Origin of the sequence: Pseudomonas petroselini, assembly GCF_045037875.1 — a bacterium.
GTDB classification, from domain to species: domain Bacteria; phylum Pseudomonadota; class Gammaproteobacteria; order Pseudomonadales; family Pseudomonadaceae; genus Aquipseudomonas; species Aquipseudomonas petroselini.
In genome coordinates this window covers 1,401,080-1,415,532 of record NZ_CP173614.1, presented here as the reverse complement: position 1 = coordinate 1,415,532, position 14,453 = coordinate 1,401,080, and the positions used below count along the sequence as shown (strand labels likewise).

Sequence of the window (14,453 nt, the reverse complement as noted above, 5' to 3'; positions counted from 1 at the left end):
TCCAAGTGTGGGAGGGGGCTTGCTCCCGATGGCGATCTAATCAACGACGCTGAACTCAAGCCTGGCAGTTTGCCCGGCTTCGTCGAGGACGCTGAGTTGATAGCGGCCCAAGTGCTCGAAACTGGCGTTGATGAAGTCCTGGTTAGCGCTGTCGCCCAGGGGCGCGCCGTTGACGAACCACCAGCGCCGCCCGCTGCCGCCCAGGGCGGAGATTTTCAGGCGCAGGGCTTGTTGACTGGCGGCAGGCAGGCGCAGTTGGTCACCTTCGCGGATACCGACAATCGACAGCGGTGACGACGCGGCCAGCGCCGGTGGCGGGCAATCGGGGTCCGCCGCGGGGATGCGCGCTTCGCGGCGCTCGGCCCTGGGCAGCCAGGGCTCCAGAGGCGCGGGCCACAGGGCGATGGTCTTGGGCTCGGCGCCAGGGCAATGGGCGTCGACCCGCAAGCCCTTGGCATTCACCCACACACTTTCCATCAAGCCCACGCTCAACGGTTGGTCCAGCGCCTGCAAGGTCGGCGGCGTGGTGTGGTCCAGCGTCCAGGCGAAGCGCTGGCGACGGCAATTGGGGTCGCTGCGGCTCATGGGCTGGCCCAACGGCCAACAGATCGCCGCCACGCCAACATTCGCCGGCACCGGCTTGACGGGCGCGCTGATGCCCCGCTGGCTGTCGCGGTTGGTCAGCACATCGTGCACCTGCAACATCAACGGCGCTGCGGAGGCCAGGCCGAACTGTCCGGGCACCGGCGTGCCGTCCGGTCGGCCGATCCACACACCGATCAAATAACGCGGGCCGACGCCAATCGCCCAGGCATCGCGAAAGCCATAGCTGGTGCCGGTTTTCCAGGCCAGCACGGGACGCTGCACCAACTCGGCACGTGGGTCGCGGTCCGGCCGCGCCTGGCCACTGAGGATGCGCCGCACAATCCAGGCGGCCCCTGGCGACAGTAACGGTCGCTCCCTAAGCGTATCGTCCGGCTGTAATCGAATATTGGCGCTCCTGCCGTCCCGGGCGAAGGCGCTGTAGCCGCTCACCAGATCTTCGAGGCGACTGCCTGCGCCGCCCAGGATCAGCGCCAGGTTCGGCTCGGCCAATGCGGGCAATGCCAGAGGCACGCCGCCGATGCGCATCTCGGCGGCAAACCGCTTCGGCCCATAGGCTTCCAACAACTGCACCGCCGGCAGGTTGAGCGAACTGGACAGCGCCGTGCTCGCCGGCACCGCACCGGTAAAACCCATCGAGAAGTTGCCCGGCCGGTAATCGCCATAACGCCTGGGTACGTCCTGCAACAGGGATTCGGAGTGAATCAGCCCATCGTCCAGGGCCATGCCATAGAGGAAAGGTTTCAAGGTGGAGCCCGGCGAACGCAGGGCGCTGATCATGTCTACATGGCCAAAGCGCTTGGCATCATTGATGTCCACCGAGCCGAGGTAGGCACGCACGGCCATGGTTTCTTCCTCCAGCACCAGAATGGCGGCAGAGGTGTGCTCCGGCAAACGCGCGCGCCAGCCCAGCAGCAGGTCTTCAAGGCGGCGTTGCAGGGTGGCGTCCAGGGTGGTGCGAATCAGCGGCGGGCTGTCGGGGCGGTTCAGGCGGCGAGCGAGCAACGGCGCCAAGCTCGGTTCCAGGCGCGGGGCAAGCAGCAGCGGTTCTTCCAGGGCTTCGTCGACGGCAGCTTGCGGCCACACCTGGAACTCGGCGAGTCGACGCAACACTTTGTCACGGGCCTCCTGGGCGCGTTGCGGGTGACGGTCCGGACGCAAACGGCTGGGCGCCTGGGGCAGCACGGCGAGCAAGGCGGCTTCGGCATGGGTCAGCTGTGAAGGCGATTTACCCAGATACGCCCAACTGGCGGCCGCCACGCCTTGCAACGTACCGCCAAACGGTGCGCGGTTCAGGTAGAGGTTAAGGATTTCTGCCTTGGAGAGGTGCCATTCCAACTGCGCCGTGCGCCACAACTGGCGCAACTTGCCATGGAACGTGCGCGAATGCGGATCCAACAACCGCGCCACCTGCATCGACAAGGTGCTGCCGCCCGACACCACCCGCGTGCCGGTGAGGTTCTGCCACGTCGCCCGTACCAGCGCCAGTGGGTTTACGCCAGGGTGCTGGTAAAACCAACGGTCTTCATAGGTCAGCAACGCCTCCAGGTAATACGGCGACACCTCGCGGGTCTGCACCGGATAACGCCACACCCCATTGGCATCGGCAAACCGCCACAACGGCGTGCCATCCTCAGCCAGCACCACCCGCGCCAGATCGTCCTGGGGCAGGGGCAACGGCCAGATGCGGTCGGCCAGCCATAGCAAGGCGATCACCAACAAAAGGCTGGCCAGGGTCCAGCGGGCAACTAAACGCAAACTCAAACTGGCAAACCTCTATGCTTATAGGGAACTAGCCTGTTGCAATAACAACCAAAGGCACAGACACGCCCACCCTCTCATCAGGACACACACATGCAGGTAGAAAGCTTTTTCGGATGGTTGGGCCAAGCGCTCGGTTCCGTCATCCGCTTTATCGTCGACGGACTCAGCGGCCTGTTCGGTGCCCTGACCAACGCCGGTGGCAACTTCATCGACGGCCTGTCCCGCACGTTGGGCATGGACACCTCGATCATCAGCATCATTACCCTGATCATCGGCCTGATGCTGCTGTACTCGGCCGTGCGTGCCTTCATGCGCGCCTCGATCATCATGGGCATCATCTGGCTGCTGCTGGGCCTGTGGCTCCTGAGCTGGGTCGTCCACTGACCCAAAAGCACCACACATCACCTGTGGGAGGGGGCTTGCTCCCTCCCACATTTGCACCCAGTTCCTTCATTTAAATATCAGCGCCCCTTGATCACCAGATCCGCCGGCGTCTCTCCCACCGCCTGCCAGTTCGGCCGGTACATCGACTCCACCTGCGGCGGCGGCACGCGGTAAGTCCCAGGTGTCACGGCACGCGCCAGGTACAGCAGGTGCGTCGTGCCAGAGCCTTCCAGATTGATCGCGGCCACGTAGCGGTCGTCCCTGAACTCCTGATGCTTGAGCGACGCGTTCTGCATCGACTCACGCCACTCCTTCACCTGGCTGCTGGCGTTTTCCAGGCTGGCGGCACTTTGCGCCAGGTTTTGGTTTTCCAGCTCCAAACCGGCCGGTAGCAAATCCACCACAAGGGCATCCGGCACACGCTGCTTGGCACTGACCGCCAGATGCACCAGCACCAGATCGCCGCTGTTGAGGCTGCGCAGGTTCAGCGGCTGGCCGTTCATGCCCAGGTATTCGCGACGGATGCTCAGGTTGTCACCGCCAGGCGCGGGTGGCACCTGTGGATAACCCGAGATCGTCAGTTGCTGGTACACCGGCGTCTCGCCCTGATTACTCAGGCTCAAGTCGCTGGACAGCCACTTGCCCTCCAACGTCAGCGTCGGTTGCTGATTATTCAATTCCTGCACACCGCCACTGCCGGTGAGCGACACCTGCCAGTTCGCATCCGGCTTGGCGAACCCGAGGCGCCCGGCCAGGAACAGCGCGTTACGCTCCTGGGTCGACAGATAGGGGCTGGCGGCCAACTGGTCCGACAGGGTGAACAAGCGCTCCTCACGCTTACCTTTGGCCAGGTCGTTCTCTTCCAGCAGCGCCAGGATCATCGCCTGGTCCCGCAGCGGGCTGCCGTAGTCGGCCAGCCATTCATTGGCATTGCGCTGTGCCGCCAGCCCGGCGAGCAAGGCTTGGTCCGCGCGGGGTTGGTCGCCCATCTTCTGCAATGCGATGGCCAACTGCACGAGCGGCAAACCGGAGCGCGCATCGCTGCGTCGTTCGAAGATGCTGCGCAGCGCCCCCAGCGGCGCCTGCTGACTGCGCGCCAGCACCATGCCGGCGTAGGCCTGCACGGCAAAGCGGGTGTGGTCGGCGTTATCGCTGTAGTCGACGTCGATCAGGTTACGCTCCTGCACATATCGCAGCAGGCGCTCGCTGGCCTTTTTCAACGCTTCAGGCGGCACCGCAAAACCCTGGTCACGGGCACGCAGCAGGAAGTCGGTGACGTAAGCCGTCAGCCAGTATTCTTCTTCGCCATCAGCGCCCCACAAACCGAAGCTGCCGTTGTAGCGCTGCATGCCCAGCAGGCGTTCGATGCCCAGCTCGATCTTGCGTTTACGCTCGCTGTCCGACTCGCCTTTGATCGACAGGCGCTTGAGCAATGCATCGTCGGCATACAGCGACGGGTACAGGCCGCTCGCGGTCTGCTCCAGGCAACCGTAGGGGTAGGCCTTGAGTGCAGTGATCTGCGCACCGAGGTTCAGCGGTGGCCGGCTCGACAGGCTCAGCAGTGCCTGGCGCCCCGAGGCATCGAATTGATCCAGGGTGCCCACCGGCAGAGTCCATGCCTGATCCTTGAGCACCGCACGGTAATGCTTGAGCAGCGCCGGGTACGCAGGCCGCACGCCCAGAGTCCACTCACGGGTAAACGGCGGCAGGGTCTCGCCCGGCAGGTCCAGGCCGTTCACCGTCACCTTGACCTTGCCCTGGCCCAACCCGCCCCACGCTTTCACCGGGATGCGCAGGGTGGTGCGCTGGCCTGGTTTCAGCTCAACGGTTTGCGCGCCACTGTTGATCAACTCCAACTGCCCGTCGGCGCTCAGTTGCACCTCCAGCTTCTGCGCCTTGCCCGACAGGTTGGACAGGTCCAGCGCCAGCGTCGTCTGGTCCCCCCCGGCGAGGAAGCGCGGTGCCGACAGCTCGGCGATCAGCGGCGCGGCGATCACCGTTTTGGCTTCGGCCATGCCATAACGATCATCGGTCCAGGCCTGGGCCATCAGGCGCAGTTCGCCGTTGAAGTCGGGAATGTTGACGCTGACTTCGCCCTCGCCTTGCTCATTCAAGGTCACCGGCGCGCTTTGCAGGGCGACGATGGTCACACTGGTGTCCGGGCGCTTGCCGCCCTTGGCCAACGCCGCGTCGCCACCAAACGCCAGGCTGGCCAGGCGGCCCTGCCCGGCTTCGATCAACTGGCCATAGATATCGAATTGGTCCACGCCGTAGGCCTTGCGGCCGAACAGGCTGGAGTACGGGTCCGGCGTCGGGTATTCAGTGATATTGAGGATGCCCACGTCCACCGCCGCCACCAACACATGCACCTGCTTGGGCACGCTGCCATCGGCATTTTTAGCAGCGATCTTCACCGTCAGCGGTTGTTTGGGGCGCATTTTTTCCGGCGCGGTGAGGGTCACGCCCAGTTTGCGTTGGGTGCGATCCAGCGGCAGGTGCAGCAGGCCTACTGCACGTTTTGGGGTGATATTGGCTTTGCGCTCGCCCGGGCGAATCACCAAGGCGCTCACGTACAGGTCATGGCGCGACCATTTCGGGTCGAGCTTCACAGCGAAGCTTTTGCCTTCGGCCGGCACATCGATTTCCTGCCACCACAGCGGCCCTTCGGCAGACTCCACCAGCAGGTAGCCTTTACCGGCCGCCGGCGGCGTGACGGTGACGTTGGCTGTGTCGCCATCGCCATACGCCGGTTTATCCAGCGCCAGCTTGACCTGGTCCGGGCGCACGGCACCGCCTTCGGTGTTGTCCTGGGCCTGGTAGCCGGCCCAGAAACGCAAGCTGCTGACCAAGCCGGTCTGCGGGTCTTCCACTTCAACGCGGTAAGGGCCCCACTCCACCTGGAAGCTGACCTTGGCGGTGTCGCCGGCCTTGATGTTCAGGGTCTGTTCGTCGAGGTTGAGGAATTTCTCGTTGAAGTGATAGCTCCAGCCATCGTTCTCGGAGTAGTTCCAGTAGTAATCGCGACGCTCGCGCACCAGGCGCACCTTGAGGTTTAGCGCGGCGAGTTTCTGCCCGTCCTGGTTGGCCAGCAGCACTTCGAATTCCGCCGGGCCATCGCCGTTGGTTTCCGTGCCGTCAAACAACCCGCGCAGGCCCGGCAGTTGCTCGGCCGGCCAGATCGGCTGCACCAGGCGCCGCGTGATCGGCCGCCCGCCCGACTCTTGCAGGCTGGCCTGTACGATCAGTTGCAGCGGTGACTTGGCCTCGGCCCATTTGCTTTCCAGGGTCAGTGCTTCCTGGCCCTTGGCGTCGAGCACGCTCTCGTCCAGCTCGAAATCCTGGCTCAGCTCTTCTTCGGTGACGGAACCGAACTGGTAACCGGGCAGCGACTTGACCGCTTCGCGCAGCGGCCGCACATAGACTTGCCCACTGACCCGATTGCCCGACGCAGGCGCGCCGTACAGGTAACGACCGTTGACCTGGATCACCGCGTCGTCTGCCGGGCTCAACGGCGTGTCACTGCCCTTGAGTTCCAGCGCCAGGCGCTCGGGCAAAAAGTCTTCGACAAGGAATTCATACAACTGCGGCTTGCCATCACCCAGGTCGAACACCAACTGCCAGCGCCCGGTCGGTGCTTCGCCGGCCAGTTGCAGTTGATATTGATAGAGGCCGGAGGCATCGGCATCCCACACGAATTTGCGGCTCACCTGTTCATCCGGGCGACGCACTTCGACGCTCACCGGCTGCGGTTTGACGGCATTGCCATCCTTGTCCCGCAGCAAGGCGTTGAGCAGCACGGTTTCGCCAGGGCGATACAGGTCGCGCGGACCAAAGACAAAGAACTGCAACGGGTGGGACGGTTGGCCGCCAATGTCGAACTCGGCCAGGTCCAGCGCGGCGCTGTCGAGGCGCAGCATACTGGTCTGTTCGCCCTGCTTGGCGAGCAGCACCTGGGCCTTTTTCGGCAAAGGCAACTCAGCGTGGCCCCCCTTCTCGGTCTTGCCCTGGCCCAGCACGCGGCCCTCGGCGTCGAGCACTTCGAGGTCGACGCCATCCAGCGCCTTGCCGCCTTCCAGCGCCTGGGTAAACACGTCCAGGCGATTGGCGTAGCGGTGCACCGACAGGCCGATATCACTCAAGGTGAACAGCGTCGCCGGTTGGGAATAGTTGTAGGTGCCCGAGGCACGCATCACCGCCAGGTACACGCCCGGCTGCTGCAATTGCTTGAGGCCGGCGATCGGCAGCAACAGGGTTTCGCGGGTGTTACGCGCCGGGTTCAGGTCGAAACGACCGCCGTAGACCAAATCGGCCAGCGGCAGCAGTTCGCGGGACTCATAGCTTTGCAGGCTGGTGTTGCGCCCCCACTGCGCCAGGAACGACGGCAAGGACTCGGGCTTGATGCGGAAGAACTCGACGTCGATCTTGTCGACGTTCAGCGCGATCACCGGCAGGCCTTCGGCCAGGCGCGTCGGCAGCAGCGTGCCACGGCTGGCGAAACCGACGGTGGCTTGCAGGTCGCGGGTTTCCAGGCGGGCGATGTACTCGGCGGGCAGCAGGTTGTTATTCACGGCCTTCACGCCGGGGTCGACCGTCAGCACCAACTTGCGCTGCGGCTCCAAGTGACGCAGGCGCAGCTCCATCAGGTTGTCGGAGATTTCCCAGGCACCATCGACCTTGCCCGACTTGCTGTCGACCAAGTGAAGTTTGTCAGCGAATTTCTGATCGGGATCCAACGGAATGGAAAAGCTCACCGACAAGGTACTGGCCCCGTCGAGCTGCACCTCGGACACATCCACCACGCTCAATTCACGCCCGGCGTAGCGCTGCTTCAGCGCCGCCACATCCACGGCGGCCTTGGCCGGCTTGGGGGCAACCGTCGCCGCCGCAGGCGCGGTCGGAGCAGCCGGTTTATCGGAGGAATCACAGGCGCTCAGCAGGGCCAGCGCGCAGGCAAGGAACAGTCCTTTGTTAAGCATGGGGAACTCGTCGTGAGAGGGATCCGAGGGGTGAACTATATATCAGCCCGAGTGGGGCCGATGAGGTGCCGGTCACATTGACCGACGGAGGGTGGTTTGGTTCTTGAGGGAACGCGAGCGGAGCCAAATCCCACAAACGCTGACGATCCAAATGTGGGAGGGGGCTTGCCCCCCGATGGCGGTGGGTCAGCTCCAGATTCACCCACTGACAGACTGTCATCGGGGGCGAGCCCCCTCCCACATTGGTTCTGCAGTGACATTAAGGGCCCGTTACAATGCCGCTCCTCTGAAGGAGCCCGCATGCACACCCTACTCACCGACTGGCGCCACCGCCCCACCCACCGCCGCGTCTGGGCCCTGGCTGCGCCGATGATCCTGTCGAATATCTCGGTGCCACTGGTGGCCCTGGTCGACAGCATGGTCATCGGCCACCTGCCCCATGCCCATCAACTGGGCGCCGTGGCGGTCGGAGCCAGCCTGTATACCTTTCTTGCCTGGGCCATGGGCTTCCTGCGCATGGGTTCCACCGGCTTTGCCGCGCAAGCCGCCGGGCGCAACGATGGCGCCGCACTGCGGCAAATCCTGCTGCAAGGCCTGCTGCTGGCGCTGGGCCTGGCGATGCTATTAGGCACAGTGGGCATCCCCCTGAGCCATCTGGCCCTGGAATGGATGCAACCCTCTCCCGAACTGAATCAACTGACCCAGGACTTCTTCCACACCCGCCTGTTCGGCCTGCCCGCCGCGTTGGCCAGCTACGCACTGGTCGGCTGGTTCCTCGGCACGCAGAACGCCCGCGCGCCCTTGGCGATCCTGCTGACCACCAACCTGGTCAACATCGCCCTCAACCTGTGGTTCGTCCTTGGCCTGGATTGGGGTGTGGTCGGTTCGGCGCGCGCGTCCGTTGTCGCCGAATGGACCGGCGCCCTGCTCGGCCTGGCGCTCACGCAAAAAGCCCTGCGCGCCTACCCCGGCCATCTCGCCTGGGCGGCGTTGAAACGCTGGGAGAGCTGGCGCCCGCTGCTGGCGGTCAACCGCGACATTTTCATCCGCAGCCTCGCGCTGCAATCGGTGTTTTTCATGATCACGGTGCAAGGCGCACGCCTTGGCGACGCTACCGTGGCGGCCAACGCGCTATTGCTCAACGGCCTGTTACTGACGGCTCACGCCCTGGATGGATTGGCCCACGCGGTCGAAGCCCTGTGCGGTCACGCGATCGGCGCCCACGACCGCCCATCCCTGCGCCGCTCACTGGTGGTGGCCGGCGGTTGGTCACTGATCGCCAGCGTTGGTTTTGCCGTGCTGTTCACCTTCGCCGGCCACCTGTTTATCGCCATGCAGACCGATATCCCCAGCGTGCGCGAAACCGCCGACATCTACTTGCCCTATCTGGCGCTACTGCCGTTGATTGCGGTGTGGAGTTACTTGCTGGACGGCTTGTTCATCGGTGCGACCCGCGCACGGGAAATGCGCAACGGCATGCTGCTGACCCTGTTGCTGACGTTGCCAATCGCCTGGGCGTTGCAGGGTTTGGGGAATCACGGCCTGTGGATAACCTTCCTGCTGTTCATGGCCCTGCGCAGCCTCACTTTGTGGGCGATTGCCTGGCGATTGAACCGGCAGGATCAGTGGCTTGGATAAACGCCGTGACCCGATCCAGTACCGGTGCCAGCCAGCGCAGCGGCTTGGAGAGCGCGGCCACCAGCGTCTGGTGATTGGTCTTGCCGAAGTAGAAGGTTTCAACCGGCACGCCCGCCGCCCGCAACGTGTTGGCCAGGCCGCCGGTATTACGCGAGGGGTTGACCAGCTTGTCGTCGGTCGAGGCCATCAACAGGCTCGGCGGTGCGCCGGCGCTGACGTGGTTGATCGGCTGGGAATCGGGCGGTGAATCGGGGAAGAAAAACACCGGTTTTACCTCCGGGTTTTCAATCGGCAGGAAGTCATAAGGCCCGGCCAGGCCGATCCAGCCCTTGAGCATCGACGGTGACAGGTTCACATGCTCAAGCCATCGCGCGTCCAGCGCGAGCATCGCAGCATTGTATGCACCGGAGCTGTGGCCCATCAGGTAGAGCTGCTGCGGGTCACCACCGTAGTCGGCGATGTGCTGATGGGTCCAGGCCACCGCTCGGGCGCCGTCCTGGAGAAACGCGGGGTAGCGCACTTGAGGGTAGAGCCGGTAATCGGCAATCACCACGACAATGCCACGTGAAGCCAGGGCTTCGCCGACGAAACCGTAGTCATTTCTGGAGCCGCTGTTCCAGCTGCCGCCGTAGAAAAAAACCACCACCGGCGCGTTGGAGATAGCAGGCGCAGGCCGGTAGACATCGAGTTTCTGGCGGGAATCATCGCCGTAGGCGATGGCAGCGGTTTGGGTGAAGGTATTGGAAGGAGTGAGGGCGTTGAGGACTTTGATCGGGGAGCAGGCGGCCAAGAATGCTGCCATTGCCAGGGTGAGCACCTGCAGCCATTGACTCAACATTGCTCAGCCCTCAGACAATTTCAGGATTAGCACTGCGTCAAAAGTGGGAGGGGGCTTGCCCCCCTCCCAGATTTTTTACGAGGACAGGTAGGACGAACGCGTCAGCCCCAGACGCAAGGCATCCAGGAACTGCGTACGCTCCGCCGCACTGATCTTCGCGCTCGCACACTTGTCACGGTAATGCGTCATCAGCTCTTCCGGCGACAAATGCACATAGCGCAGCATGTCTTCGATGGTGTCGTGCGTCTCGATGCCGGCGCTGTACACCGAACCATCTTCACGCTGGTAGATATTCACCGAGTCGGTGTCGCCGAACAGGTTGTGCATGTCCCCCAGGATTTCCTGGTAAGCCCCCACCAGGAAGATACCCAGCAAGTAGTCTTCACCTTCGTTCAAGCCGTGTACCGGCAAGCTGGTTTCGATGCTTTGCTCGTCGACGTACTGCTTGATCTTGCCGTCCGAGTCGCAGGTCAGGTCTTGCAGCACGGCACGGCGCAGCGGCTCTTCGTCGAGGCGGTGCAGCGGCAGGATCGGCAGTACCTGGCCGATGGCCCAGGTGTCCGGCAAGCTCTGGAACACCGAGAAGTTGCAGATGTACTTGTCGGCCAGCTTGTCGTTGAGTTCATCCAGCACCTGGCGGTGCGAGCGCTGGCGGGCTTTCAACGAGTTGTGCAGGCGGCGGCACACGGCGAAGTAGCACTGTTCGGCCAGGGCTTTTTCGGCCAGGGTCAGTTTGCCGTCGGCGTACTGGGTGGCCACATCGCTCATGTAGTGGGTGGCGCGCCAGTAGGTTTCGGTGACCATCTCGATGTCGGTCGGGCCCAGCAGGTCTACCAGCCATTGCACGGTTTCCGGCAGGCTTTCCTTGTTTTCGATGACCGGGATTTCGTCGTTGTGTTTCTCGACGTCGGTCACCTGCACCACCAGCATGGCGTGGTGCGCGGTCAGGGAACGGCCGCTTTCGGAGAAGATGTTCGGGTGCGGCAGGCTCTGCGCGTCGCAGAACTCCTTGAGCATGCCCACGACCACGCCGGCGTAGTCGTCCATGTCGTAGTTGATCGAGCTGGCGTTACGCGAGTGAGTACCGTCGTAGTCCACGCCCAGGCCACCGCCCACGTCGATGTGGTCCACTGGCAGGCCGAGGTTGCGCAGCTCGCCGTAGTAACGGATGGCTTCCTTGAAACCGTGCTGGTAGTCGGCCAGGTTGGCGATCTGCGAACCCATGTGGAAGTGCAGCAGGCGGATGCCCTGGTCCAGGCCCGCCGCGCGGAAGCGCTCGACCACGGACAGCAACTGCGCCGCCGACAGACCGAACTTGGACTTCTCGCCACCGGTGTCCGCCCACTTGCTCGACGCCAGCGACGACAAGCGCACGCGCAGGCCGACCTGGGGCTTGACCTTAAGGCTGGCAGCCTCTTCGATCACCAGCTCAACTTCAGATTCTTTCTCGATCACGATGAACACGTTGTGGCCGAGCTTCTGGCCCATCAGCGCGAGGCGGATGAACTCACGGTCCTTGTAACCGTTGCAGACGATAGTGCCGCCCTTCGGCGCCAGGGCCAATACCGCCAGCAGCTCAGGCTTGGAGCCGGCTTCCAGGCCGATGGACACGTTCTGGGTGGCGATGATGTTCTCGATCACCGCTTCCTGCTGGTTCACTTTGATCGGGTACAGCGCGGTGTACTTGCTCTGGTACTCGAGGCGCTCGATATTCGAATCGAAGGCACCGGTCAATTGGCGTACGCGATCTTGCAGGATGTCAGGAAAGCGCACCAGCAACGGCAGGGACAGGCCGCTTTTACGCAGTTCATCGACCTGCTCGTACAAGTCGACGGGCGTACTGTTCGGACCGTTCGGACGGACTTCTACGCGACCGGCTTCATTGATCGCGAAATAACCGGCCCCCCAATGGCGAATCCCGTAAACACTGCGGCTGTCCGCAACTGTCCATTGGCTGCCATCGTCTTTGCGTGTGCGTCGTACGGACATCGAAGTCCCCTATATATGAAGTCGAAGGCACCGCCCCTGGTTCGAGGCTGGCGCAGTCTAAAGAATGAAAATGACGATTTGCCTGCAAGCAAGGTAGACCCCACGCGCAGGACAGAGTTTAGACACAGGTTGGGAAGAGGCTTTCAGCCGCCGGACTTCTTGGCCTTGTACCCGAGCTTGATCAGCTCGGCCAACAGCAACTCGACGTGATCGCCCTGGATCTCGATGACCCCGTCTTTCAACGCGCCACCGGTGCCACAGCGCTTTTTCAGCGTGGTGGCCAGTTCCTTCAGCGCCTCTTCGGCCAACGGCACGCCGGTGATGGTGGTCACCGTCTTGCCGCCACGGCCTTTGCTTTCGCGGCGCACGCGGGCAATACCGTCGCCTTCAGGGATCAGGGTCTGTTTGCAGGTACACGAATCCACGGGCTGACGACAGTCCGGGCAGTGTCGACCTGCATCGGTGGAAAATACCAGGCCACCAAGGGCGGCGAAGGATGCGGCTTTTTTGGCCACCGGCAATCCTCTTGGGAGGACAAAGACTGGCCAGCGCTCGGCTCTGGTTAAAAGAGGCGAGTCACCAACCGCGAAGCCCCACTCAGGCAGGGGCAGCGCTACCGAACCACCAGGGTGGTTCGGGTGAAAAGTCGCGCAGTGTAACCACAAAAAGCTGACTTGCTAAGAGCCAAATGGCGCCAATTTATGCAACTTTAGCGACGTGAGGCCAGATAACGTCGCAGCCCCTCTTGGGCGTCCGGGCAGTAAGGCTTTTGTTCGGCCTCCTGCAGGACAGTGCCTATAGGCAAAAAGCGCGCTTCCATGACCTCTTCCGGCTGCAGGCGCAGCGGCCCATCCCAGACTGCCGAGTAGGATTTGCACCAGAGCCGGCTGTCGCCATCTTCGAAGTAGAAATGGTCGTGTTCGACCAGTTCCACCCCGCCGACACCCAACTCTTCTTCCAGCTCTCGGGCAGCAGACACGGCATAGGATTCACCTGCCGCTACCATCCCACCCGCCGCCGTGTCCCAGAAACCGGGGTACATGGCTTTGCTCAGGGTGCGCCGGTGCACACACAGCTCACCGGCCGAATTGAACAGGAAGATAAAGGTGCAACGGCCGATCAACCCGCGCTGGCGCAGATCGGCCCTGACAAGACTGCCGAGCAGAGTGTCCTGCTCATCGACCCAGCAGATCAGTTCGGCATCGGAAGCCGCGCGGTGGGCGGCCTCCTTTTGAGTAGCGTCCATCATCAACCTTGGTTGAGCAGCTGACGCAAATCGATCACCGCAGCGTTAGCCCGGGAAATGTAGTTGGCCATCACCAACGAGTGGTTGGCCAATACGCCAAAGCCGCTGCCGTTAAGGATCATTGGGCTCCACACCGGCTCTTGCGAGGCCTCCAGCTCACGAATGATCTGGCGCACGCTGACAGTGGCGTTCTTCTTGGCCAGCACGTCGGCAAAGTCGACTTCGATGGCGCGCAGCAGGTGCGACAGGGCCCAGGCCTGGCCGCGTGCTTCGTAGAACACGTTGTCGATCTGCATCCATGGGGTTTCCACCACTTCTTCATCGACCTGCGGCACCTCACCCGGAGCCAGGGCTTCGGTTTTCAGTGCGGTGTTGAGTTTTACCCGGCCGACACTGGCCGACAGGCGTTGCGACAGCGAGCCCAGGCGGGTGGCGACATCGCCCAGCCAGTTGTTCAGGTTATCGGCACGTGCGTAGAACAGTGCGCCGCGTTGGTTCGGGTCGGACAAGCGCGCTTCATAGCGGCTCAGGGAATTGATGCCTTCCTGGTATTCCGACTCACTGGATGGCAGCACCCAACTCTTGTTGTCGAAGTTGAAGCGCGGCTCGGCCTTGGCCAGGTCAGCGTCTTCGGCCGACTGCGACTGCGAGCGGGCGAAGTCTTTACGCAGGGCGCGGGTCAGGTCGCGCACCTGCACCAGCACGCCATATTCCCAACTCGGCATGTTGTCCATCCACAGGCCTGGAGGGAAACGGTCGTTGGAAATGTAGCCGCCGGGCTTGTTCAGCAAGGTGCCGACCACGGTCTTGAGGGTTTCGACGGTGGTAAAGCCCACCACCATCTGCTTGCCTTCTTTTTCGGCGGCAATCTGCGCGTTTTGCTGGACCGGAAACAGTGCCGGCTCTTCGCTCCAGTACCAGCCCAGGGCGCCGGTGACCAGCAGGTACAGGCCGAGCACGCTGAGCACGGCACGGCTCATCAGCACGGTACGAAGATAACTGCGGTTGGCCGACT

9 protein-coding genes are annotated in these 14,453 nt (G+C 63.0%); 2 read left to right on the top strand and 7 right to left on the bottom strand.

The window, feature by feature from the left end; genetic code table 11:
• Window positions 1–36: 36 nt before the first annotated feature.
• Window positions 37–2,367, bottom strand: a complete 2,331-nt coding sequence (pbpC, locus tag ACI512_RS06485; protein WP_405121713.1) for a peptidoglycan glycosyltransferase PbpC — start codon at window positions 2,365–2,367, stop codon at window positions 37–39.
• A 90-nt stretch (window positions 2,368–2,457) separates the two neighbouring features.
• Between pbpC and ACI512_RS06480 the strand changes: the two genes are divergently transcribed.
• A complete protein-coding gene (locus ACI512_RS06480) occupies window positions 2,458–2,751 on the top strand; it encodes a hypothetical protein (protein WP_012722009.1) in 294 nt (97 codons plus the stop codon).
• A gap of 77 nt (window positions 2,752–2,828) precedes the next feature.
• Here the strand turns inward: ACI512_RS06480 and ACI512_RS06475 are convergent, their stop codons facing one another.
• The gene (locus ACI512_RS06475) at window positions 2,829–7,727 is read right to left on the bottom strand and encodes an alpha-2-macroglobulin (RefSeq protein ID WP_405121712.1); all 4,899 of its coding nucleotides are present in this window, start codon (window positions 7,725–7,727) and stop codon (window positions 2,829–2,831) included.
• Window positions 7,728–8,027: 300 nt separating this feature from the next.
• Here ACI512_RS06475 and ACI512_RS06470 point away from each other — a divergent pair, with 300 nt between their 5' ends.
• The gene (locus ACI512_RS06470) at window positions 8,028–9,365 is read left to right on the top strand and encodes an MATE family efflux transporter (RefSeq protein WP_236381003.1); all 1,338 of its coding nucleotides are present in this window, start codon (window positions 8,028–8,030) and stop codon (window positions 9,363–9,365) included.
• On the opposite strand, the gene ACI512_RS06465 is transcribed toward ACI512_RS06470, so the two are convergent.
• From ACI512_RS06465 to ACI512_RS06445, 5 genes are all read right to left on the bottom strand, one after another.
• Entirely contained in the window at window positions 9,310–10,203 is an 894-nt protein-coding gene (locus ACI512_RS06465) for an alpha/beta hydrolase (protein WP_236381002.1), read from the bottom strand. The two genes, ACI512_RS06470 and ACI512_RS06465, sit on opposite strands and share 56 nt — an antisense overlap.
• A gap of 75 nt (window positions 10,204–10,278) precedes the next feature.
• Window positions 10,279–12,192, bottom strand: a complete 1,914-nt coding sequence (speA, locus tag ACI512_RS06460) for an arginine decarboxylase (protein ID WP_012722005.1) — start codon at window positions 12,190–12,192, stop codon at window positions 10,279–10,281.
• Window positions 12,193–12,335: 143 nt separating this feature from the next.
• On the bottom strand, window positions 12,336–12,707 hold the full coding sequence (locus ACI512_RS06455; RefSeq protein ID WP_012722004.1) for a translation initiation factor Sui1: 372 nt from the start codon (window positions 12,705–12,707) through the stop codon (window positions 12,336–12,338).
• A gap of 194 nt (window positions 12,708–12,901) precedes the next feature.
• Window positions 12,902–13,438 (bottom strand): NUDIX hydrolase, encoded by a 537-nt coding sequence (locus ACI512_RS06450; protein WP_012722003.1) that lies wholly within the window; start codon window positions 13,436–13,438, stop codon window positions 12,902–12,904.
• A 2-nt stretch (window positions 13,439–13,440) separates the two neighbouring features.
• Window positions 13,441–14,418 (bottom strand): DUF2333 family protein, encoded by a 978-nt coding sequence (locus ACI512_RS06445; RefSeq protein ID WP_371916678.1) that lies wholly within the window; start codon window positions 14,416–14,418, stop codon window positions 13,441–13,443.
• Window positions 14,419–14,453 lie beyond the last annotated feature (35 nt).

Bases quoted from the DNA above. Each gene is read 5' to 3' on its own strand.
- ACI512_RS06480 (WP_012722009.1), top strand. From the start codon at position 2,458: ATGCAGGTAGAAAGCTTTTTCGGATGGTTGGGCCAAGCGCTCGGTTCC.
- ACI512_RS06475 (WP_405121712.1), bottom strand. From the start codon at position 7,727: ATGCTTAACAAAGGACTGTTCCTTGCCTGCGCGCTGGCCCTGCTGAGC.
- ACI512_RS06470 (WP_236381003.1), top strand. From the start codon at position 8,028: ATGCACACCCTACTCACCGACTGGCGCCACCGCCCCACCCACCGCCGC.
- ACI512_RS06465 (WP_236381002.1), bottom strand. From the start codon at position 10,203: ATGTTGAGTCAATGGCTGCAGGTGCTCACCCTGGCAATGGCAGCATTC.
- speA (WP_012722005.1), bottom strand. From the start codon at position 12,192: ATGTCCGTACGACGCACACGCAAAGACGATGGCAGCCAATGGACAGTT.
- ACI512_RS06450 (WP_012722003.1), bottom strand. From the start codon at position 13,438: ATGGACGCTACTCAAAAGGAGGCCGCCCACCGCGCGGCTTCCGATGCC.
- ACI512_RS06445 (WP_371916678.1), bottom strand. From the start codon at position 14,418: ATGAGCCGTGCCGTGCTCAGCGTGCTCGGCCTGTACCTGCTGGTCACC.